This is a genomic window from Pseudomonas sp. MF6394 (genome assembly GCF_002018845.1).
GTDB lineage: Bacteria > Pseudomonadota > Gammaproteobacteria > Pseudomonadales > Pseudomonadaceae > Aquipseudomonas > Aquipseudomonas lactis.
In genome coordinates, this window is the sequence record NZ_MVOJ01000051.1 from 1 (window position 1) to 20587 (window position 20587).

Genomic DNA, 20587 nt, shown 5'->3' on the forward strand with positions numbered 1-20587 from the left:
CAGCGTCCGATGTCTTCAGCTGTTTAGTCGTCGGCAGCGTAGGATGTGGAGAAGAGACAGGCCCATGCGGTTGCACAACCACAACACGCCGATCAGCAGAATAAACAGGCCGATGGAAAAGCCGGGATTATCCATGGCGAAGTTGGCATCCGCCACATGAGCCGGCACCGCCAAGGGCTCCCCGCCCACCACCTGGATCATCGCAGCCACGCCATCGCTGATGCCCTGGCTGAAATTGCCGGCCTTGAACTTGGGCAGGATCACCTGGTTGATGATCACCCAGGATTGCGCATCGGTCAGCACGCCTTCCAGGCCATAGCCGACTTCGATGCGCAACTGGCGGTCATCACGGGAGACGATCAACAGCGCGCCGTTGTCCTTGCCCTTCTGGCCAATGCCCCACTGGCGGCCCAATTGATAACCGTAGTCCTCAATGGGCACGCCTTGCAGGTCGGGCACGGTGACCACCACCAGTTGGTCGCCCGAGGTCTGCTCCAGCGCCTGCAATTGCTGGGTCAGTTGCTCGCGCACCGCTGGGTCGATCATCTGCGCGCTGTCCACCACCCGCCCGGTCAGCGCCGGGAAGGTCAGCGCCGCCTGGGCCACGCCCACGCAGGCCAACAGCCACAGCGCCAGGCCTATCCGTAATAAACGCATCGACACCTCAGTGCAGCCTTATTTGAACTTCACTTGCGGCGCTTTATCGGCATCGGCGCTGGTGGCTTCAAACGTGGCGCGGATCGGCAAGTCGCTGTACATCACGCTGTGCCACAGGCGGCCCGGGAAGGTGCGGATCTCGGTGTTGTAAGCCTGTACGGCCTGGATAAAGTCACGGCGAGACACAGCAATACGGTTCTCGGTGCCCTCAAGTTGCGATTGCAAGGCCAGGAAGTTCTGGTTGGCCTTCAGGTCCGGGTAACGCTCGGACACCACCATCAAACGGCTGAGTGCGCCGCTCAGGCCATCCTGGGCTTGCTGGAACTGCTTGAGTTTCTCGGGGTTGTCCAGGGTGCTGGCATCCACCTGGATCGAGGTGGCCTTGGCCCGCGCTTCAATCACCGCGGTGAGGGTTTCCTGTTCGTGGGCGGCATACGCCTTCACCGTTTCCACCAGGTTGGGGATCAGGTCGGCACGGCGCTGGTACTGGTTCTGCACCTGGCCCCAGGCGGCCTTGGCCTGTTCGTCCAGGGTCGGGATGTTGTTGATGCCGCAACCGCTCAGCACGCTGCTGATCAGTAACAGCGCCGCAGCCTTGAAGCCCCAGCGGTAATGTTGTGCTGCTTGCATGGTGTTTCTCCTGCCCGATCTGATGGAATGTGACGACTAACCCTATAAACCACGCGCTTGGGGCATAATCCGCCACCACTGGAATGCTTCGAGCCAATCAGCTACAAAGATGCCCAGCGCGAAAAAGAGTTCAGAGTGTGCTGCATTTATCTGAACAACACCCGAACAACAATAGACGTTCCCCACATTTTGGCCGACAGCATCGCTTTGAATGCTGCGCAGTAGCCGAAAAAGGATATTCATGAAAAAGCTGTGTTTGCTCGGCCTTGTTGCAACGCTGGCCACCCACCCCGTCTGGGCAGAAACAAAGCCTGCTGCGCTTAACGACAAGGACGCCTTTGTCAGCGACCTGCTCAAGCAAATGACCCTGGATGAGAAGATCGGCCAATTGCGCCTGATCAGCATCGGCCCGGAAATGCCCCGCGAGCTGATCCGCAAGGAAATCGCCGCCGGCCGCATCGGTGGCACTTTCAACTCCATCACCCGCCCGGAAAACCGTCCGATGCAGGACGCGGCCATGCGCAGCCGCTTGAAGATCCCCATGTTCTTCGCCTACGACGTGATCCACGGCCACCGCACCATTTTCCCGATCAGCCTGGCCCTGGCCTCCAGCTGGGACATGGACGCCATCGGCCGCTCCGGGCGCATCGCCGCCCAGGAAGCCGCTGCCGACAGCCTCGACATCACCTTTGCGCCGATGGTCGATATCTCCCGCGACCCACGCTGGGGCCGCACCTCCGAAGGTTTCGGTGAAGACACCTACCTGGTGTCACGCATTGCCGAAGTGATGGTCAAGGCGTTCCAGGGCACCAGCCCCGCGAATGCCGACAGCCTCATGGCCAGCGTCAAGCACTTTGCCCTCTATGGCGCGGTGGAAGGCGGGCGCGACTACAACGTGGTCGACATGAGCCCGGTCAAGATGTACCAGGACTACCTGCCGCCCTACCACGCAGCGATCAAGGCTGGCTCCGGCGGCGTGATGGTGGCACTCAACTCGATCAACGGCGTGCCTGCCACGGCCAACACCTGGCTGATGAACGACCTGCTGCGCAAGGACTGGGGCTTCAAGGGCCTGACCGTGAGCGATCACGGCGCGATCTTCGAGCTGATCAAGCACGGCGTGGCCAAGGACGGGCGTGAAGCCGCCAAGCTCGCGATCAAGGCCGGCATCGACATGAGCATGAACGACTCGCTGTACGGCAAGGAACTGCCTGGGTTGCTCAAGTCCGGCGAAATCCAGCAGAGCGACATCGATAACGCCGTGCGCGAAGTGCTTGGCGCCAAGTACGACATGGGCCTGTTCAAGGACCCGTACCTGCGCATCGGCAAGGCCGAGGATGACCCGGTCGACACCTACGCCGACAGCCGCCTGCACCGGGCCGAGGCCCGCGACATTGCGCGCCGCAGCCTGGTGTTGCTGAAAAACCACAACGACACCCTGCCGCTGAAAAAATCCGCGACCATTGCCCTGGTCGGCCCGCTGGCCAAGGCGCCTATCGACATGATGGGCAGTTGGGCTGCTGCCGGCCGGCCTGCGCAATCGGTGACCCTGCTCGACGGCATGAACGCCGTGATCGGCGAAAAAGGCAAAGTGCTCTATGCCCGTGGCGCCAACATCACCGGCGACAAGGCGGTGCTCGACTACCTCAACTTCCTCAACTTCGATGCCCCGGAAGTGGTGGATGACCCGCGTCCTGCCCAGGTGCTGATTGACGAAGCGGTGAAGGCGGCGAACAACGCCGACGTTATCGTCGCGGCGGTGGGCGAGTCCCGTGGCATGTCCCACGAGTCATCGAGCCGCACCGACCTGAACATCCCGCAAAGCCAGCGCGACTTGATCAAGGCCCTCAAAGCCACCGGCAAACCGCTGGTGCTGGTGCTGATGAATGGCCGTCCGCTGTCGATTCTGGAAGAAAACCAACAGGCCGATGCGATCCTGGAAACCTGGTTCGCAGGTACCGAAGGTGGCAACGCCATTGCCGACGTGCTGTTCGGCGACTACAACCCATCGGGCAAGCTGCCGATCACCGTCCCTCGCTCCGTTGGGCAGATTCCAACCTATTACAACCACCTGACCATCGGCCGGCCATTCACCCCAGGCAAGCCGGGCAACTACACCTCGCAGTACTTCGATGACACCACAGGCCCCCTGTTTCCGTTTGGCTATGGCCTGAGCTACACCACGTTCAGCCTGTCGGACATGGCACTGTCGTCCACCACCCTGAACAAGACCGGCAAGCTCGACGCCAGCGTCACCGTGAAGAACACCGGCAAGGTAGACGGCGAAACGGTTGTGCAGTTGTATATCCAGGACGTGGCCGGCTCGATGATCCGCCCGATCAAGGAGCTGAAGAACTTCCAGAAGGTCATGCTCAAGGCCGGCGAAGCGCGCACGCTGCACTTCACCATTACCGAGGACGACCTGAAGTTCTACAACAGCCAGCTCAAGTACGCGGCCGAACCGGGTGAGTTCAATGTGCAGATCGGGTTGGATTCCCAGGACGTGCAGCAACAAACCTTCGAACTGCTCTGATCTGAAGCTGTAAACACGGCCTGGGTGGGAGCTGGCTTTTGTGGGAGCTGGCTTGCCTGCGATACAGGCACCTCGGTTTGTCAGGTGTACCGAGGTGCCTGTATCGCAGGCAAGCCAGCTCCCACATTTGATTGAGTGATGCGACTAGCCGCGCCGGTCGAGCAGATTGACCACCAGCCGGTCAATCCAGCCCCACACCCGCTGCTTCACCCGCCGCCACAACGGCCGCGCCTTCCATGCCTCCAGGCTCACCGCCTGGCTCTGGGCAAAGTCCGCTTCGAAACTGCCCACCACCGCTGCCGTCAATTGCGGGTCCAGTGCTTCCAGGTTGGCTTCCAGGTTGAAGCGCAGATTCCAGTGGTCGAAATTGCACGAGCCAATGCTCACCCAATCGTCCACCAGCACCATCTTCAGGTGCAAAAAGCACGGCTGGTATTCAAAGATCTGCACGCCTGAACGCAGCAGGCGCGGGTAATAACGGTGCCCGGCGTAACGCACCGACGGGTGATCGGTGCGCGGCCCGGTGAGCAACAGACGCACGTCCACGCCGCGCCCAGCCGCCCGGCGCAAGGCACGGCGCACACTCCAGGTGGGCAGGAAGTACGGGGTGGCCAGCCAGATACGCGATTTGCTGCTGTTCAAGGCGCGAATCAACGATTGCAGGATGTCACGGTGCTGACGGGCGTCGGCATACGCAACGCGGCCTAGCCCCGGCCCGGTGGCGGGCACCTTGGGCAAGCGGGGCAAACCAAAATGGGTCGCCGGTTTCCATTCACGGCGCGCAGCGTTAGCGTGCCATTGCCGGTCGAACAGGGCCTGCCAATCCAGCACCAGCGGGCCGCTGATCTGCACCATCACTTCATGCCAGTCGGCGGTGTCTTGGCCCGGCGTCCAGAACTCGTCGGTGACGCCCGTACCACCGACCACAGCGACACGCTGATCAATCAGCAGCAACTTGCGGTGGTCGCGATACAGGTTGCGCATCCAGCGCCGCCAGTTCAGGCGGTTGTAAAAGCGCAACTCCACACCGGCATCGGTCAAGCGCTTGCGCAGCCCCAGGGTAAACGCCAGGCTGCCGTAATCATCGAACAGGCAACGCACCTGCACGCCGCGTTCGGCGGCCAGCACCAGTGCCTGCACCATGGCTTCGGCGCAGGCACCCGCTTCGACCAGGTACAACTCAAGGTCAACCTGCTGCTCGGCCCGGGCGATGCCCACCAGCATCTGCGGGAAGAAGTTCGGCCCGTCGATCAGCAATTCGAACTGATTGGCGCTGCGCCACGGGAACACTGCGCCGCTCATGTCAGCGCGCCGTGAAGATCAGCACCGCACCCACCGGCACTGACAAACTGATCGACTTGAGCCCCGCTGCCTTGCGCAAGGCTGCTACACCCGGCGCCAGGTCAAAATCCTCGGCATGCAATACCACAGGCTCCAGGGTCACCACTTGGAAACGTCGATCATCCAGGCGCGTGGCCAGCAGCTCGGCGCTGTAGGTCTGGGTCTTGCCGTGCAGCGTGACGCTCAGGGGCAGGCGCAATTCCAACTGCGCGCCGGACGCCAGGTCGTTGATGGGCTGCAGGTTGATCTGCGCACTGATCTGCGCTTCGGGGAAGGTCTTGATCTCGAACAGCTCTCTACGCATGCGCTCGTCGCGCAGCGGGATGCCGCTGTTGATCGACTCCAGTTCCACTTCCAACTGAGCCGCGCCTTTGGCGTCGACCTTGCCGTGCAGCACCAGGAAGCGCTGCACTTCGGCAATCTCGGTGTTTTTGGTGGTGACGAAGGACAGGCGTGAGGATTCGTTATCCAGGTACCAGTCGGCGTGGGCGGGCACTGCTGCAGCGGCCAAAAGGGCGAAGGCCAAGGGTTTGATTGACATTGAAGACTCGCGGGGGAAAACCTGAGCGAACCATAAGCGCAATCTCATGAACGGCGCAAATTCATTGTGGGAGCGGGCTTGCTCGCGAAAGCGCAGTGCCAGTCAATACATGTGTAGCTGATACATCGCCTTCGCGAGCAAGCCCGCTCCCACATTTATTCGGCGGTGACTATCAAACCAGCGCTCGCTGCACTTCGCAGATCGTTTCTTCAAGGCTGCCCATATGCAAATTCAACACACGCTCCACTGGCGCCTGATGCATCGGCCAATGCAACGCCATGCTCCCCACCAGGCGGCCATTGGCGCGCACCGGCAGCGCCACCGCCCGGATCAGGAACGGCAAACGCACAGGATATTCCCAATAGCCCTCGGTACGCTGGCCAAAGCCCTGGTGCTGGGTTTGCTCGCATGCGCGATAGTGCTCGTCTGCCGCCACATGATTACGGCCTGCCAGGCGCTGTACTTCTTCGGCCGGCAATTGCGTCAGGCAGGCCTTGCCCATCGCCGAGTGGAACAGGCTGGCGTACTGGCCGACGATCTGGCAGTTGTTCGGGTACAGCTTGCGCAACACGCTGGGAATCGCACTTTCCATGACTTCCAGGCGTTCGCCATCGAAGCACGACAAATCCACCACCAGCCCGGTGCGCTCGCTCAGTTCCAGCAACCAAGGCGCGGCGCTCTCCACCACCTGGCGCTTGAAGCGTTGCTGGGTATCGCCGAACAAGCGCCGGGCACGCAAGCGGTAACGTCGATCACTCAGGCCCCGATAGACCCAACCCTGCTCCTGCAAGGTCAGCAACATGCGCGACACCGTGGCCTTGGGCAGGCGCGTGAGGTAGTGCAACTCTTCCAGCCCCAGGGCTTGGTGCTCGCCCAGCAACTCGACGATTGCCAGTGCGCGCTCAACCGAGCGTACGGTGCCTGTCTCCATGTTCGATCTCCCTGTTGCCGGTGGATGATCTTTTTTTCACAGCAAGATACAGGCCCGGTCAGCGCTCAGCGGATCGTTGCAAGGCACGCCGGCGGCCGCCGTTGTACCCATTGGGTCAGTTGTTCATGAGCGTAGGCCAATTGCAGCACGGCCCTGTCGGCCTGGGCCGGGCCAATGATTTGCAGGCCCATGGGCAAGCCCTGGGGGTTGAAGCCCACGGGGATGCTCATGCTCGGCAAACCGGCGAGGGTCGGGCCGATCACCACTTCCATCCAGCGGTGATAAGTGTCCATTTCACGCCCGCCGACGAGGCGCGGCCACGGCTGTTGTGCATCGAAAGGGAACACCTGGGCCGTGGGCAACAGCAGAAAATCGTAACGTTGGAACAGCTTGGCCAAGGCGCGGTACCACTCACTGCGGTCTACCGACGCCTGGTACACCTGTTGGCCACTCAAACCCTGGCCGCCCTCCACTTCCCATTGGGCCTCGGGTTTGAGCAGTGCGCGTTTTTGCGGGTTGGCGTAGGCCGCGCCGAGGTTGCCGTGCACCAGCCAATGGCGGTGTACCAGCCAGCAGCGCCACAGGCGCGCCATGGAAAAGTCCGGTTGGCAGCTGTGCACTTCACAGCCCAACCTGGCGAAATCATCCAGCGCCGCTTCGCACAGGCTCATCACGCCATCATCCATCGGCAGATAACCGTTGTAGTCCCCCAGCCAACCGAGGCGTGCGCCGTTGAAGTCGCGTTGCAACGGCTGGCCCAGCACCGCCGGATCGCCCTGGGAGGACAGCGGCGTGCGGGGGTCGTAACCGGCCTGGATGCTCAGCAACTGCGCCACATCCGCCACACTGCGCCCCATCGGGCCCTCGGTGCCCAGTTGCTGCACGAACAGCTCCGGCATCGGCCCGTGGGGCACCCGCCCTTGGGAGGGCCGCAAGCCGAACACGTTGTTGAACGCCGCCGGGTTGCGCAGCGAGCCCATCATGTCGCTGCCGTCGGCCACCGGCAGCATGCGCAGCGCCAGAGCCACCGCCGCCCCGCCACTGCTGCCGCCCGCTGCCAGGCGCGGGTCATAGGCATTGCCGGTGGTGCCGAACAGCGTGTTGTAGGTGTGGGAGCCCAGGCCGAACTCCGGCACGTTGGTCTTGCCGATGATGATCGCGCCACTGGCCCGCACTCGCGCCACGCTGATGGCGTCTTCAGTCGGCACATGCTCGGCAAACAACGGCGAGCCCAGGGTGGTGCGTAAACCCTGGGTGGCCGCCAGGTCCTTGATGGCCTGGGGCATGCCATGCATCCAGCCACGGGAGTGGCCCTGGTCCAACTCCCGATCGCAGGCCCTCGCCTCGGCCAGCACGGCCTCACTGTCGCGCAGTGACACCAGCGCATTCACGCCGGGGTTAAAGCGCTGGATCTGCGCCAGGTATGCCTGCATCACCTCTTCGCACGACACCTGCCGCCCATGAATGGCTCGCGACAGTTCAGTGGCATCCCAATCAACAATACTCAAGGCTTCACCTCTCTGGAAAACGGCAACGGCTTGCTCGCCCGGGGGGCCTCGCGCATGCAGTAAGTGCCCAGCAGCGTCAGCACGCAGGCGAACAATACATAAAACGAGGGCGCCACCGGTGTGCCCAGCACTTTGCTCAGCCAGGTCACGATCAACGGCGCGAAACCACCGAACACCATCACCGCCACGTTATAGGCCACCGACACGCCGGTGGAGCGCACCTCAATGGGGAACTGCTCGGCCAATGCCGTCGGTGCGGGTCCGAAAAACCCGCCAATCGCCGTGCACAACATCACCTGCATTACCAGCAAGCGCTCGATGGACGGCGCCGCCGCCACCCACACATACAACGGGTAGACCATCACGAAAAACGCCAGGGTGAAGGCCATCAACACCGGTCGCCGCCCCAGGCGATCCGACAACAAGCCGGACAAGGGGATCACCACGGTCATCAGCGCCACCGCAAACATCTGCACCATCAACACTTGGTCCAGCGGCAGGCCGAGGTTCTTGTGGGCGAAGGTCGGCATGTTCACCAGCACCACGTAGAACGACACCGTCGCGCCGCACGCCAGCCCCATCGACACCAAAATACTGCGCCGATGCTCACGCAGCACTTGCATCAGGCTCGGCGCCGGGCCGGTGGCTTGCTTGCGCGCTTCGATGAATTCTTCCGGGTCTTCCATGTGCCGACGAATCCACAACCCCACCGGGCCGATCAACAAGCCCAGCACAAACGGCAGGCGCCAGCCCCACAGGTCGAGGGTCTCGGGCGAAAAGAAATGCGTGACCAGCGCCACCATCGCCGCGCCACCAAACACCGCCAGGCACTGCCCCACCAATTGCCAGGAGCCATACAAGCCCTTGCGATGGGCCGGCGCGCTCTCTACCAGAAATGCCGTGGCGCTCGCGTACTCACCGCCAGTGGCAAAGCCCTGGAGCATGCGCGCCACCACGATCAACAACGGCGCGCCCATGCCGATGGCGGCATAGTTCGGCGCGAAGGCGATCAGCGCGATGGACACGGTCATCAGCCGGATAATCAACTGCATCGCCGCCTTGCGGCCTTTGCGATCAGAGTAGATACCCAACAGGATGCCGCCCACCGGACGCATGAAAAAGCCCACGCCGAAGGTGGCCAGCGCCATCAGCAACGATGCGTACTCGTCCTCCGAGGGGAAGAACTGCCGGGCGATAATGCTGGCCAGAAAGCCGTAGACGATAAAGTCATACCACTCCAACGCGTTGCCGATCACGGCCGCCACCACTTGGCGAGTGCGCGAGACACCAGGTTTTGCAGTCTGCATGAGGAGCACTCCATTCAACCGATAAGGGAAAGGGTCCAGCGGCAGAAAAAGACGTTGCTGTAGGAGCGAGCTTGCTCGCGAAGGTCGTCAACGATGACGCAGCGCTATCAGGGAGCACGTGTCGCCTGTGGGTTTTTCGCGAGCAAGCTCGCTCCTACAAGGGTTTGGGTTAGCCGGCCGGCTTGAGCCAGCTCTCGGCCAGCGCGCCCCAATAGGCGGCGCCGGTCAGCAGGATGTCGTCGTTGAAGTCATAGGCGGGGTTGTGCACCATCGGCCGCGACACGCCGTTGCCGATAAACAAGTAACTGCCGGGGCAGCGTTGCAGCATCCAGGCGAAGTCTTCGCTGCCCATCAGCGTGCGGGTGTTGCCATCCACGGCGTCGGCACCGAGCAAGGCCACGCCGACCTGGCGGGCGAATTCGGTTTCCTCGGCGTGGTTGACCAGCACCGGGTAGGCCGGGCGGTGTTCGATCTGCACCGTGCAGCCGAAGCTGGCGGCCTGGGTCTGGATGATTGCGTTGACCCGTTCCAGCATCTGTTCGCGCACCTTAGGGTTAAGTGCGCGCAGGCTCAGGCGCAGCAGGGCTTGCTGGGGAATCACATTGGCGGCTTGCCCCGCTTGCAGCGCGCCGACCGTGACCACGGCGGCTTCCTGGGTGTCGATATTGCGCGCCACCACCGTTTGCAACGCCCTGACCATGCTCGCCCCCGCCACCAGCGGGTCCACGGTCAAATGCGGCATCGAGCCGTGGCCACCTACGCCTTCAAGCGTCACGGTAAGCAGATCCTGAGAGGCCATCATCGGCCCCACTCTCAAGCCCAGATGCCCCGCCGGCAAGCCCGGCATATTGTACATGCCGAACAGCCCATCACAGGGAAAACGTTCCAGCAAACCGTCCGCCAACATCGCCTCGGCGCCGCCCTGGCCTTCTTCGGCGGGTTGAAAAATCAGGTTCAAGGTACCGTCGAATTGCCGCGTCGCCGCCAAGTAACGCGCGGCGCCGAGCAACATGGTGGTATGGCCGTCATGGCCGCAGGCATGCATGCAGCCGGCGTGCTGGCTGGTATAGGCCGCGCCGGTATTTTCGATGATGGGCAAGGCGTCCATATCGGCACGAATCCCCAACGTGCGCGGGCTGCTGCCATTGCGCAGCACACCGACCACACCGGTCTTGCCGATGCCGGTGTGCACCTCGTAACCCCACTCTTTAAGTGACTGTGCGACCAACGCTGAAGTGCGGTTCTCTTCAAAGCCGAGTTCGGGATGGGCGTGGATATCGTGACGCACAGCGTGCAAGTCGCTGGCAACGTCGCTGAGCCAATCCAGGATGTGCTGGTGCGGGCGCATGGTGATTCTCCTCACAGGCGGGTGGTCCCGTTCTTGTTGGCGACACATCGACAGCTAAGCGCGATGTGGGCGTGAGGACAATCAAAGGTGGTTCCACTCTGTGGAACCTCAGGGCTGGCTCTTTTTCCGAAAGCCCACGCAGATAATCTAAATGTGGGCTTGCCTGCGATGGCGGAGTGTCAGCCAAACAATGGTGACTGACCCACCGCTACCGGGAGCAAGCTCCCTCGCCACAACAGCCATTTGCCACCGGTTGCGAGGGCGCGTTCACAGGATTAATTTCTGCGGCGTCGCTGCTCCTCGCATTATTTAGGCGAAATGGGCAAAGCCATCCATCATTGATGACTTGTTGCTGGCGATGCAGTCCGGCAGTCAAACTCCACAGTAAGTAGTACACGCCCGGTGCACCGCATCGGGCGTCTAAATACTTGTACTGCAGAGTACTTAATCCTTTTTCATGGGTATACGATGAAGGATTTAGACTAGCTCATTAACGATCTCAATGACAAACTCCTCTACAAACTCACTTCCAATATCACACCAATCCACATTCCACCCTGGCGCAGGATCAAGCGACCAGTTCGCTACAATCGGAAATCCTGGATCAAGGCCATACTCAGAAAACAGCTTGCCATCATCCTGCAGCAGAATCTTTTTAGTTTCAGGCATTCTCTTCGCGATATAGTCGGCAAGCGAAACAGCCGGATACAACAGCTCTGCATATTTATGCCTCTCTAACCACCCCTTATTTATATCCTTACCAATATCAGCCAACGACATAATATCAGTATAGGCCATCCGACTTATCGATCGGTAGTAACGCTTCACTCCATCTGGATCCCCCGCACCTGAAGTAATCCCGACATCAAACTTTCCGCCATAATACGCAACAATCAAACGTCTCACATCGGCCGGCGTATAATTATCTATATCAACCTTAATCTTACACAGAAAGAAGTTATCCATACCCATAAAGTTAAACACGCAAAATTCTTGAACTCTTGGATTTCTTGGGATGGCTGAGGGGCCTTGCACCTTGAATTTCTCAAACGCTGCTGCGCTCATAAAAACCCCATCGACCTGGCGCCACGTTTTGTCAACATCCGCTCGACACTCTACCCATCTTTTTATATAGCCATAAGGATTATTTTTTGGCTGAAAACTATTATCTTCTAGTTCAAGAGGGGGCGCCTCGAGCCGAGCGGTTTGCAGAAACATTTGCACCGCCAAAGTATTTTCATTCGGCATACTTTCATCATTTCTAATCTCCACACTTTCACACACAGACAAACCATGAAGCACCTCTTTTTTTTCATACAAATAAGCCCACTTTTTCATAACTTCCTCCAATTACAAAAATGAATGACAGAAAAGAGTATCAACCTCACATTAAATCGGCACCACTATCACATCTAACAGTTACTCATATCAATTCCAAATAAACCCAGCCCACATCAATTACAAAAACACATATCAGTCCCAAAACGAATGATTTTTACCGACAGCTGCCAACGGCTTATTACTAGACTCTCTAACTAAACCCGCTCTCCTTGTGGAGAAGGGCACTGCTCGACCCGGCCAGTTCCCACGAGCGGCAGCGCTTGGTGAACCGTCGCTTCGCAGCTAACAGCCATATCCAAGTTCAATACGCGCTACATCGTGAGCGATTGCGTTAGGCACGTTCCAACACCAACGCTGGTTACAAAGTCCATGACCTGAGCGACTGTTCCGCGTCAACGCCGGGGTTCCGCTTGTGGAAGCCCTCGAACACGCCTCCCACGTGCTCTACTACGCAAAAATGCTCGCGCTTGAAGCGGCCATGGACCCCAAGGCGGAGAAGTTTGCGTTTGCCTCGCATTATCTGGGTGAGATGGGTAAGGCGATCATTGATGACTTGCTGCTGGCGATGCAGCCCGGCAGTCAAACCGCGATGTAAGTAGTACGCGCCCGGTGCACCGCATCGGGCGCTTGTCTGTATCTCTCTCAATTTCCCATGATCAGCACAAATACAATGTGGGAGCTGGCTTGCCTGCGATGACGGCGGCACAGGCACCAATGATGTTGACTGACCTGCCGCTATCGCAGGCAAGCCAGCCACAGGGGAATTTGGGTGTGTCAGGGGTTGAGGCGGCAGCCTTGGCGGTTGCCTATCCATCGCGCTGTATGCGTACGCCCCAACCCACTCGCCGTGACTTCACTGCGTTCCGGCGTGTCGATAAGTGCACTGATGGGCACGTACTGCTTCACATACCCCAGACAATACTGCGCCGGGTTGTTGGCCACGTACCGGCACGAGCAGTACTCCTTGGCGGTGTACGCCGCGATGATGTCGGGGAAGGCTTGCAGGTTGACGCGTTCATGCCAAACCCAGCCCAAGAGTGCGATAAACAACACCAGTAAAACGCTGATAAATGGATGACGACGGATCATGAGCGCACCGCCGCCAGCACGCGTTGGAGCAGTTCGTTATGCCGGTAACTGCCATCCCGATCATCGCCGTAGCGCACGATCACCAGGTGTTCGTCGGGCAGCACAAACAGCGCCTGGCCCCAGTGCCCCAGCGCGGCGAAGGTGGTGGCCGGTGCGTCGGGCCAGGGTCGGGGGGCGCCGGTGTTGAGCCACCAATGGCCGCCTGGCACGGCTTCATCCTGGCCGGCTTTGTAGTGGTCGAAGGGCCTGCGGTTGAGGGCGACCCAGTCCTGGGGCAGCAGTTGCCGCTCGCCCCAGCGCCCATCTCGCGCCATCAGTAGCCCTACTCGTGCCAGATCGCGGGCCGTGAGGTAGGCATAGGATGACGCGACAAACGTCTCATCGGCATCGGTTTCCCAGGTTGCGTCGCGAATGCCCAGGGGCTGGAACAGCGCGTCCCACGGGTAGGTCATGTAGGCCTTGTGGCCGAGCATGCCCTTGAGCGCAGCGGACAGGATATTGCTGTCGCCACTGGAATAACGGAAAGCCTGGCCAGGGGCGGCGGCGGCTTTGGTATCTGCCGCGAATTGCGCCATGTCGGTGTGGCCACGGGTGTAGAGCATCGCCACCACCGAAGATTTCAATGGGGCGTATTCGTAGTCTTCCTGCCAATCCAACCCCGAAGCCCAGTGCAGCAGGTTGGCCATGCTTACCTTGGGATGCTGCTTCATCGGCGGGTAGAAACGTGCCGCGGGGTCGCTGAGTTTGAAGCGGCCTTGCCCATAGGCCACGCCCAGCACGGTAGCCATCAGGCTTTTGCTGACGGACCAGGTGAGGTGCGGCGTGCTGGCAGTGGTGGGCGCGGCGTAGCGTTCATAGATGATTTCGCCATCCCGAATGACCAGCAACGCATCGGTGCGAATACCGTTGCGGGTGGCATCGTCACGGGGTGGGAAAGCGTAGGCGTCCAGGGCATCGACAGCGGGACCGGCGAGAAGCGTGCCCATGGCCCATTCCTTTTCAGGCCAGACTTCAGCGCGGGCATTCACGGTGACAAACAGCAGGGCAACGCACAACAGGCCTCGGAGCATGGACGCGAACTCAAGGGGGCATTCAAGCCCGCGAGCCTAGCCCACGCCAGTGACAGATTTGCGACAAGGGGGCTGTCATCCAACCGTCACCGTAACTTCATGGAGCTGACACCGAGGCTACATAGCCTGACTTTGGACAACAAAGTCGACTGGCCGCAACCTGGCCGGCACCCGGAGACTCGCTATGACTCAGATCGCCCGCATCAGCGACAAAGGCAATGAACGCCGTCTGCAAGCCGAACGCCTGGTAGGCGCACAGGCATTGCAGGAAGCCCAGGCCCTGCGGTTCAACGTGTTCAGCGGCGAATTCAACGCCAAGCTGAAAGGCGCGGAACTGGGTCTGGACATGGATGACTATGATGTTCACTGCAGCCATATCGGCGTGCGGGATTTGAACAGCGGTCGACTCGTCGCCACCACCCGCCTGCTTGACCACCAGGCCGCCAGCACCCTGGGCCGGTTCTACAGCGAAGAAGAATTCAGCCTGCATGGCCTGCTGCACTTGCAGGGCCCGATCCTGGAAATCGGCCGTACCTGCGTCGACCCGGCCTACCGCAACGGCGGCACCATTGCGGTGCTCTGGGGCGAGTTGGCCGAAGTGCTCAACCAAGGTGGCTACAGCTACCTGATGGGCTGCGCGAGCATCCCGATGCACGACGGCGGCATCCAGGCCCACGCGATCATGCAGCGCTTGCGCGAGCGCTACCTGTGCAACGAACACCTGCGCGCCGAACCAAAAAAACCGCTGCCGGCCCTGGACTTGCCGTCTAACGTCATCGCCGAAATGCCGCCGCTGCTCAAGGCCTACATGCGCCTGGGCGCGAAGATCTGCGGCGAGCCGTGCTGGGATGAAGACTTCCAAGTGGCCGACGTGTTTATCCTGCTCAAGCGCGACGAGTTGTGCCCGCGCTACGCGCGCCACTTCAAGGCGGCCATGTGATGAACCGCCTGCGCATTTACGGGCGCATCGCCCGCGTGTTGTTGGTGGTGGCGCTGGGGTTGAGCATGGCCAGTGTATTTGGCCTGTTCGAGCGCCTGGGGGTGGCTAACTCGATGGTGCGGCGCCAGCGTTGGTCGCGCTTTTTTATGGCGCGACTGACCAACGCCCTGCCCTTTCGCGTGACGGTGCATGGGGAGTTGCCGCAAACGCCGATGCTGTGGGTGAGCAATCATGTGTCCTGGACGGATATCCCATTGCTGGGCATGGTGGCGCCGATGTCGTTTTTGTCCAAGGCCGAGGTGCGTACCTGGCCGGTGGCGGGCTGGCTGGCGGCCAAGGCGGGCAGCCTGTTTATTCGTCGCGGTTCAGGTGACAGCCAACTGATCCGCAAGCAGATGACCCGTCATCTGGAGCAACAGCACCCGTTGCTGATGTTCCCCGAAGGCACCACCACCGACGGGCGCGGCCTGCGCACGTTTCACGGGCGTTTGCTGGCCAGCGCGATCGATGCGGATGTGTCACTGCAGCCAGTGGCGATTCGGTATCTGCGCGACGGCCAAGTCGACCCGCTGGCGCCCTTTATTGGCGATGATGATTTGCTCTCGCACCTGATGCGCTTGTTTTCCAATGACCGCGGCGATGTGGAGATTCATGTGCTCAAGCCGATTGCCTGCGCTGGGCAGGAACGTGCGGCATTGGCGTATCAGGCGCAGCAGGCGGTGCAGAAGGCGTTGTTCGGGCCGGTGCCGGAGACTGAGCAAGTGGCTGCTCGGCCAGCATTCGCCGCCTGAAGCAATGTGAACACCCTCTAAAATGTGGGAGCTGGCTTGCCTGCGATGGCGGTGGGTCAGCCACAGCATTCTCAACAGGTAGGCCGCTATCGCAGGCAAGCCAGCTCCCACATTCAGATCTCATGTAGTCAGTTGAGATTGTGCAAACTTCTGCAACTCTGGGTAGAACAGTCGAAAGTCCTCACTCAGCGGCTCATACAAAACCCGCAACTCCTGCATCGCATACCCCAACTCCTCGGGCTGTGTCAGCCGCCGCGAAATCCCCCGCAGCACCTGCTCCATCACCGCAAACTCGCGGTACGAGCCCAACCAATCATCCGCTGCCATATACGGCGCAATCTGCGCCAGCCGCCCCGGCAACGCGGGTTCGGCCGCCAACACCCGATACACCTGCGACGTGAAACGCTCCAGGGGTTGGTCGGCATACAGCGCCCAGTCGCGCGCCAGGCAATGGTCAAAAAACACATCGAGGACGATGCCGGCATAGCGCCTGCGGGTCTGGCTGAAACGCGACAACGCCTCCCCCACCAAGGGGTGGCTGTCGGTGAACCGGTCGATGGAGCGATGCAGCTGGATCGCCGCTTCGATTTGCGGGCTGAACTGGCCCTGCAGGCGGCCTTTGACGAAGTCGCCATAGAGGCTGCCCAGCAGTTGTGCAGGAAGTTGGCCGCCCAGATGCAGATGTGCGAGATAATTCATGCCGCGCAGTCTACCACTGCCACCTACATATCGTTATAACCCGATATACCGATTCGCTCTGGCCTCAGATCAAAATCATATTGGTATATCGGGATATGACGATTTAAAGTTCGCCTCATCGCGATATAACGCTTTACGACACCGAGCACCCTGCCATGTCCATCGACCTCGACGAAATAATAAAAGCCCTGGCGCACCCAGTACGACGAGACATCCTCACCTGGCTCAAAGACCCGAAAGTGCAGTTCCCCGAGCAATTGCACAACCACGAATACGGCATCTGCGCCGGGCAGATCGACCAGCGCTGCGGCTTGTCCCAGTCGACCGTGTCGGCCCACCTGGCCACCTTGCAACGGGCGGGGTTGATCAGCAGCCAGAAGGCCGGGCAGTGGCACTTTTTCAAGCGCAACGAGGAGGTGATCCAAGCCTTTCTCACGGCGCTCATCACCGAACTCAGCGCACCGTAATCACCAAGGACACACCCCATGCCCCTCTCGCTACTCATACTGGCCCTGAGCGCCTTCGCCATCGGCACCACCGAGTTCGTCATCATGGGCTTGCTGCCCGATGTGGCGGCGGACCTGGGTGTGTCGATTCCCGGCGCCGGCTGGCTGGTGACCGGCTACGCCCTGGGCGTGGCCATCGGCGCACCGTTCATGGCACTGGCCACCGCCAAGCTGCCACGCAAGGCGGCGCTGGTAGCGTTGATGGGTATTTTCATTATCGGCAACCTGCTCTGTGCCCTGGCAAGCGACTACAACGTGCTGATGTTTGCCCGTGTGGTCACGGCGTTGTGTCACGGTGCCTTCTTCGGGATTGGTTCAGTGGTGGCGGCCAACCTGGTGCCGGCCAACAAACGTGCGTCGGCGGTGGCGCTGATGTTCACCGGGTTGACCCTGGCGAACGTGCTGGGCGTACCCCTGGGTACGGCGCTGGGCCAGGAAGCCGGCTGGCGCTCGACCTTCTGGGCCGTGACCGTGATTGGCGTGATCGCCTTGGTCGGCCTGATTCGCTTCTTGCCCGCCAAGCGTGACGAAGAAAAACTCGACATGCGCGCCGAACTGGCCGCCCTCAAGGGGGCCGGTATCTGGTTGTCGCTGAGCATGACCGCGCTGTTCGCCGCGTCGATGTTCACCCTCTTTACCTACGTCGCACCGCTGCTCGGCGATGTCACGGGCGTGTCGCCCAAGGGCGTGACCTGGACCCTGTTGCTGATCGGCCTGGGCCTCACCGTGGGCAACATCATCGGCGGCAAACTGGCAGACAAGCGCCTGGCGGCTACCTTGATCGGCGTGTTCATCAGCATGGCGGTGGTGTCCACGCTGCTGAGCTGGACCAGCGTTGCGGTGATCCCAACCGAGATCACCCTGTTCCTGTGGGCCACCGCCTCGTTCGCCGCCGTGCCGGCGCTGCAAATCAACGTGGTGACCTTCGGCAAGGCCGCGCCGAACCTGGTGTCCACCTTGAACATCGGCGCCTTCAACATTGGCAACGCCCTCGGCGCCTGGGTCGGCGGCAGCGTAATTGCCCACGGCTTCGGCCTGACCAGCGTGCCGCTGGCGGCCGCCGCACTGGCGATTCTCGCGCTGCTGGTGACCCTGATCACTTTCCGTCAGGGCGGCAATGCCGACCTGGCCCCCGCGACCCACTGATCAACTTAAAAGAGAAGGTGTTTTTTCCATGACGACTATTTTCGATCCGATCACACTGGGCGACGTGCAGCTGTCGAACCGCATCATCATGGCGCCGCTGACCCGCTGCCGCGCGGATGCCGGGCGCGTGCCCAATGCGCTGATGGCCGAGTACTACGTGCAACGCGCCTCCGCCGGGCTGATCCTCAGCGAAGCCACTTCCGTGACACCGATGGGCGTGGGCTACCCAGACACCCCCGGCATCTGGTCCAACGATCAGGTGCGCGGCTGGGCCAACATCACCAAGGCCGTGCACGGCGCGGGCGGCAAGATCTTCCTGCAGTTGTGGCATGTTGGCCGCATCTCCCACGAGTCCTACCTGAACGGCGAAACCCCGGTGGCCCCGAGTGCGGTCCAGGCTAAAGGCCACGTCAGCCTGGTTCGCCCATTGGCCGACTACCCTACCCCGCGCGCCCTGGAAACCGCTGAAATCGCCGACATCGTCGACGCTTACCGCACCGGCGCCGAGAACGCCAAGGCTGCCGGTTTCGACGGCGTGGAAATCCACGGCGCCAACGGCTACCTGCTCGACCAGTTCCTGCAAAGCAGCACCAACCAGCGCACCGACCAGTACGGTGGCTCCCTGGAAAACCGTGCGCGCCTGTTGCTGGAAGTCACCGACGCCGCCATCGAAGTCTGGGGCGCCGGCCGCGTGGGCGTGCACCTGGCACCGCGTGCTGATGCGCATGACATGGGCGACGACAACCTCGCCGAGACCTTCACCTACGTCGCCAGCGAACTGGGCAAGCGCGGCATCGCCTTTATCTGCTCGCGCGAAAAAGAAGGCGCGGACAGCCTGGGCCCACAGCTGAAAAAAGCCTTCGGCGGTGCGTACATCGCCAACGAACGCTTCACCAAAGACAGCGCCAATGCCTGGCTGGCGGCGGGCAAGGCGGATGCGGTGGCCTTTGGTATTCCTTTCATCGCCAACCCGGACCTGCCGGCGCGACTGAAGGCCGATGCGCCGTTGAACGAGCCGCACCCGGAGACCTTCTACGGTAAAGGCCCAGTGGGTTATATCGACTACCCGACGCTGCCGATCTAACGCAACCCGCAAAACCCAATACTGTAGGAGCGAGCTTGCTCGCGAAAAACTGACAGACGCCGCGTTCATTCAGGAAGCGCGCGTTATCGTTGACGTTTTTCGCGAGCAAGCTCGCTCCTACAGTGTCAGGGGCAAGTTCTCTCCCACATTTGTGCCTGTTGGAAACATCGCTTCACAGAACCGCAACAATATCGCTACAAAATACTTAGCCGGCTACCTATCAACCGCCCGCCATGCCGTATATAAAGTCACCCCACAAATCAGGCAGAAGGACGATTGACCGTCTTTAGGCTTTACTGTTGACACAACGGGTTGCAATTACGCATTTTGTTTCAATTGCGCAGGCTGGGGCTCAGGCGCAGCATGTCCAGCCCTATATCAGCCCAGCGCTCGGCGTCCTGATGCAGTTCAAAGCTATCGGGGACCAGCAGCCACTGGCCGATCAAACCGTGGATAAAGGCATGTATGCAGACAGCCCCACGGGTGGTGTCGAGATTTTCAGGCAGTTGCCCGCGATTGACCGCGTTACGCAACGTCAGGCTGATACGCAGGTTGCATTCCAGGCTATGGGTCTGGCGTTGGCGGCGCATGTCGCACATTTCATCGGTGAACTCGCACTTATGAAACAGAATCTCGTTGATGCGCCGGGTTTTCGGGTCCAGGGCCACTTCATGGTAGAGATGAATCATCAGCTTGCGCATACAGCCCAGCGGGTCGACTTCATCCTCGCTTTCACTCGCCCGGGCCAATTCGTCCAGGGGTTCGTGCAGCGTGTCGAGCAAGGCCTGGAGCAAATCGGACTTATTGCTGAAATGCCAATAGATAGCCCCACGCGTGACGCCCGCCAACGCGGCGATGTCCGCCAGGGTGGTGCGCGCCACACCACGCTCATAAAAGGCTTGCTCGGCGGCTTGGAGAATCTGGCTGCGCGTTTCCTGAGCTTCCTCTTTGGTGCGACGAACCATGGCAGTAAAACCTCAATCAGGACACTGTGGATGGTACTTGACCATCATCTGAATAATTGTGGGACGACGCCGTCATGGGCGCCGAACGTACTAGAATCGAGGCTTGCGGCGGTGCTTTGTCAGCATTGCGCGAAGCCTGTCAAGAGTTTACAAACAACCA

The 20587-nt window shown here is 60.7% G+C and carries 18 protein-coding genes and 2 pseudogenes; 7 read left to right on the top strand and 13 right to left on the bottom strand.

Annotation, left to right across the window (positions count from 1 at the left end; translation table 11 throughout):
• Positions 1-39: 39 nt before the first annotated feature.
• Positions 40-657: pseudogene (locus MF6394_RS31205) on the bottom strand (TPM domain-containing protein); the annotation flags it as partial.
• Between the two features lie 18 nt (positions 658-675).
• The gene (locus MF6394_RS31210; RefSeq protein ID WP_078468205.1) at positions 676-1287 is read right to left on the bottom strand and encodes a LemA family protein; all 612 of its coding nucleotides are present in this window, start codon (positions 1285-1287) and stop codon (positions 676-678) included.
• 241 nt (positions 1288-1528) lie between these two features.
• Here MF6394_RS31210 and bglX point away from each other — a divergent pair, with 241 nt between their 5' ends.
• Positions 1529-3820, top strand: a complete 2292-nt coding sequence (bglX, locus tag MF6394_RS31215; RefSeq protein ID WP_069557999.1) for a beta-glucosidase BglX — start codon at positions 1529-1531, stop codon at positions 3818-3820.
• A 144-nt stretch (positions 3821-3964) separates the two neighbouring features.
• Here the strand turns inward: bglX and MF6394_RS31220 are convergent, their stop codons facing one another.
• The 7 genes from MF6394_RS31220 to MF6394_RS31250 form a co-directional block, all read right to left on the bottom strand.
• Entirely contained in the window at positions 3965-5122 is a 1158-nt protein-coding gene (locus MF6394_RS31220; protein ID WP_044272722.1) for a phospholipase D-like domain-containing protein, read from the bottom strand.
• A gap of 1 nt (position 5123) precedes the next feature.
• Positions 5124-5702 carry a YceI family protein gene (locus MF6394_RS31225; protein WP_044272720.1) on the bottom strand — a complete coding sequence of 193 codons (579 nt, stop codon included), beginning with the start codon at positions 5700-5702 and terminating at the stop codon, positions 5124-5126.
• Between the two features lie 172 nt (positions 5703-5874).
• Positions 5875-6633 (bottom strand): helix-turn-helix domain-containing protein, encoded by a 759-nt coding sequence (locus tag MF6394_RS31230; protein WP_034134951.1) that lies wholly within the window; start codon positions 6631-6633, stop codon positions 5875-5877.
• A gap of 65 nt (positions 6634-6698) precedes the next feature.
• Positions 6699-8141 carry an amidase gene (locus MF6394_RS31235; protein ID WP_078468206.1) on the bottom strand — a complete coding sequence of 481 codons (1443 nt, stop codon included), beginning with the start codon at positions 8139-8141 and terminating at the stop codon, positions 6699-6701.
• A complete protein-coding gene (locus MF6394_RS31240; protein WP_032893098.1) occupies positions 8138-9448 on the bottom strand; it encodes a citrate-proton symporter in 1311 nt (436 codons plus the stop codon). Before MF6394_RS31240 ends, MF6394_RS31235 begins: the two co-directional genes overlap by 4 nt.
• Positions 9449-9617: 169 nt before the next feature.
• Complete coding sequence (locus tag MF6394_RS31245) at positions 9618-10796, bottom strand: M20 aminoacylase family protein (protein WP_078468207.1); 1179 nt, start codon at positions 10794-10796, stop codon at positions 9618-9620.
• Between the two features lie 477 nt (positions 10797-11273).
• Positions 11274-12134, bottom strand: a complete 861-nt coding sequence (locus tag MF6394_RS31250) for a hypothetical protein (RefSeq protein WP_078468208.1) — start codon at positions 12132-12134, stop codon at positions 11274-11276.
• A gap of 382 nt (positions 12135-12516) precedes the next feature.
• Here MF6394_RS31250 and MF6394_RS31255 point away from each other — a divergent pair.
• Positions 12517-12732: pseudogene (locus tag MF6394_RS31255) on the top strand (DUF3077 domain-containing protein); the annotation flags it as partial.
• A 179-nt stretch (positions 12733-12911) separates the two neighbouring features.
• Here the strand turns inward: MF6394_RS31255 and MF6394_RS31260 are convergent.
• Both MF6394_RS31260 and MF6394_RS31265 read right to left on the bottom strand, forming a co-directional pair.
• A complete protein-coding gene (locus MF6394_RS31260; RefSeq protein WP_078468209.1) occupies positions 12912-13226 on the bottom strand; it encodes an amidase in 315 nt (104 codons plus the stop codon).
• Complete coding sequence (locus tag MF6394_RS31265; protein ID WP_078468210.1) at positions 13223-14296, bottom strand: serine hydrolase domain-containing protein; 1074 nt, start codon at positions 14294-14296, stop codon at positions 13223-13225. Before MF6394_RS31265 ends, MF6394_RS31260 begins: the two co-directional genes overlap by 4 nt.
• Before the next feature lie 184 nt (positions 14297-14480).
• On the opposite strand from MF6394_RS31265, the gene olsB reads away from it, so the two are divergent.
• Entirely contained in the window at positions 14481-15236 is a 756-nt protein-coding gene (olsB, locus tag MF6394_RS31270) for an L-ornithine N(alpha)-acyltransferase (protein WP_003189352.1), read from the top strand.
• Positions 15236-16027 (top strand): lysophospholipid acyltransferase family protein, encoded by a 792-nt coding sequence (locus MF6394_RS31275; protein WP_047710261.1) that lies wholly within the window; start codon positions 15236-15238, stop codon positions 16025-16027. The genes olsB and MF6394_RS31275 overlap by 1 nt, the downstream gene beginning before the upstream one ends.
• Positions 16028-16147: 120 nt before the next feature.
• Here the strand turns inward: MF6394_RS31275 and MF6394_RS31280 are convergent, their stop codons facing one another.
• Positions 16148-16726 carry an acyl carrier protein phosphodiesterase gene (locus MF6394_RS31280; RefSeq protein WP_078468211.1) on the bottom strand — a complete coding sequence of 193 codons (579 nt, stop codon included), beginning with the start codon at positions 16724-16726 and terminating at the stop codon, positions 16148-16150.
• A gap of 155 nt (positions 16727-16881) precedes the next feature.
• Here MF6394_RS31280 and MF6394_RS31285 point away from each other — a divergent pair, with 155 nt between their 5' ends.
• From MF6394_RS31285 to MF6394_RS31295, 3 genes are read left to right on the top strand one after another with little or no spacing between them, the layout of a single operon-like run.
• Positions 16882-17193 (top strand): ArsR/SmtB family transcription factor, encoded by a 312-nt coding sequence (locus tag MF6394_RS31285; RefSeq protein ID WP_003189349.1) that lies wholly within the window; start codon positions 16882-16884, stop codon positions 17191-17193.
• An 18-nt stretch (positions 17194-17211) separates the two neighbouring features.
• Positions 17212-18378: an MFS transporter gene (locus tag MF6394_RS31290; RefSeq protein ID WP_044272706.1), complete on the top strand. Its 1167-nt coding sequence runs from the start codon at positions 17212-17214 to the stop codon at positions 18376-18378.
• 28 nt (positions 18379-18406) lie between these two features.
• Complete coding sequence (locus MF6394_RS31295) at positions 18407-19462, top strand: alkene reductase (protein ID WP_034134945.1); 1056 nt, start codon at positions 18407-18409, stop codon at positions 19460-19462.
• 332 nt (positions 19463-19794) lie between these two features.
• Here the strand turns inward: MF6394_RS31295 and MF6394_RS31300 are convergent, their stop codons facing one another.
• Positions 19795-20427, bottom strand: a complete 633-nt coding sequence (locus MF6394_RS31300; RefSeq protein WP_044272702.1) for a TetR family transcriptional regulator — start codon at positions 20425-20427, stop codon at positions 19795-19797.
• Between the last annotated feature and the right edge of the window lie 160 nt (positions 20428-20587).

Excerpts from the sequence above, each read along its gene's own strand:
- MF6394_RS31280 (WP_078468211.1), bottom strand. The coding sequence starts at position 16,726 with ATGAATTATCTCGCACATCTGCATCTGGGCGGCCAACTTCCTGCACAA.
- MF6394_RS31225 (WP_044272720.1), bottom strand. The coding sequence starts at position 5,702 with ATGTCAATCAAACCCTTGGCCTTCGCCCTTTTGGCCGCTGCAGCAGTG.
- MF6394_RS31265 (WP_078468210.1), bottom strand. The coding sequence starts at position 14,296 with ATGCTCCGAGGCCTGTTGTGCGTTGCCCTGCTGTTTGTCACCGTGAAT.
- MF6394_RS31245 (WP_078468207.1), bottom strand. The coding sequence starts at position 10,796 with ATGCGCCCGCACCAGCACATCCTGGATTGGCTCAGCGACGTTGCCAGC.
- MF6394_RS31290 (WP_044272706.1), top strand. The coding sequence starts at position 17,212 with ATGCCCCTCTCGCTACTCATACTGGCCCTGAGCGCCTTCGCCATCGGC.
- MF6394_RS31300 (WP_044272702.1), bottom strand. The coding sequence starts at position 20,427 with ATGGTTCGTCGCACCAAAGAGGAAGCTCAGGAAACGCGCAGCCAGATT.
- MF6394_RS31230 (WP_034134951.1), bottom strand. The coding sequence starts at position 6,633 with ATGGAGACAGGCACCGTACGCTCGGTTGAGCGCGCACTGGCAATCGTC.
- MF6394_RS31250 (WP_078468208.1), bottom strand. The coding sequence starts at position 12,134 with ATGAAAAAGTGGGCTTATTTGTATGAAAAAAAAGAGGTGCTTCATGGT.
- MF6394_RS31285 (WP_003189349.1), top strand. The coding sequence starts at position 16,882 with ATGTCCATCGACCTCGACGAAATAATAAAAGCCCTGGCGCACCCAGTA.
- MF6394_RS31240 (WP_032893098.1), bottom strand. The coding sequence starts at position 9,448 with ATGCAGACTGCAAAACCTGGTGTCTCGCGCACTCGCCAAGTGGTGGCG.
- bglX (WP_069557999.1), top strand. The coding sequence starts at position 1,529 with ATGAAAAAGCTGTGTTTGCTCGGCCTTGTTGCAACGCTGGCCACCCAC.
- MF6394_RS31260 (WP_078468209.1), bottom strand. The coding sequence starts at position 13,226 with ATGATCCGTCGTCATCCATTTATCAGCGTTTTACTGGTGTTGTTTATC.
- MF6394_RS31295 (WP_034134945.1), top strand. The coding sequence starts at position 18,407 with ATGACGACTATTTTCGATCCGATCACACTGGGCGACGTGCAGCTGTCG.
- MF6394_RS31210 (WP_078468205.1), bottom strand. The coding sequence starts at position 1,287 with ATGCAAGCAGCACAACATTACCGCTGGGGCTTCAAGGCTGCGGCGCTG.
- olsB (WP_003189352.1), top strand. The coding sequence starts at position 14,481 with ATGACTCAGATCGCCCGCATCAGCGACAAAGGCAATGAACGCCGTCTG.
- MF6394_RS31220 (WP_044272722.1), bottom strand. The coding sequence starts at position 5,122 with ATGAGCGGCGCAGTGTTCCCGTGGCGCAGCGCCAATCAGTTCGAATTG.
- MF6394_RS31275 (WP_047710261.1), top strand. The coding sequence starts at position 15,236 with ATGAACCGCCTGCGCATTTACGGGCGCATCGCCCGCGTGTTGTTGGTG.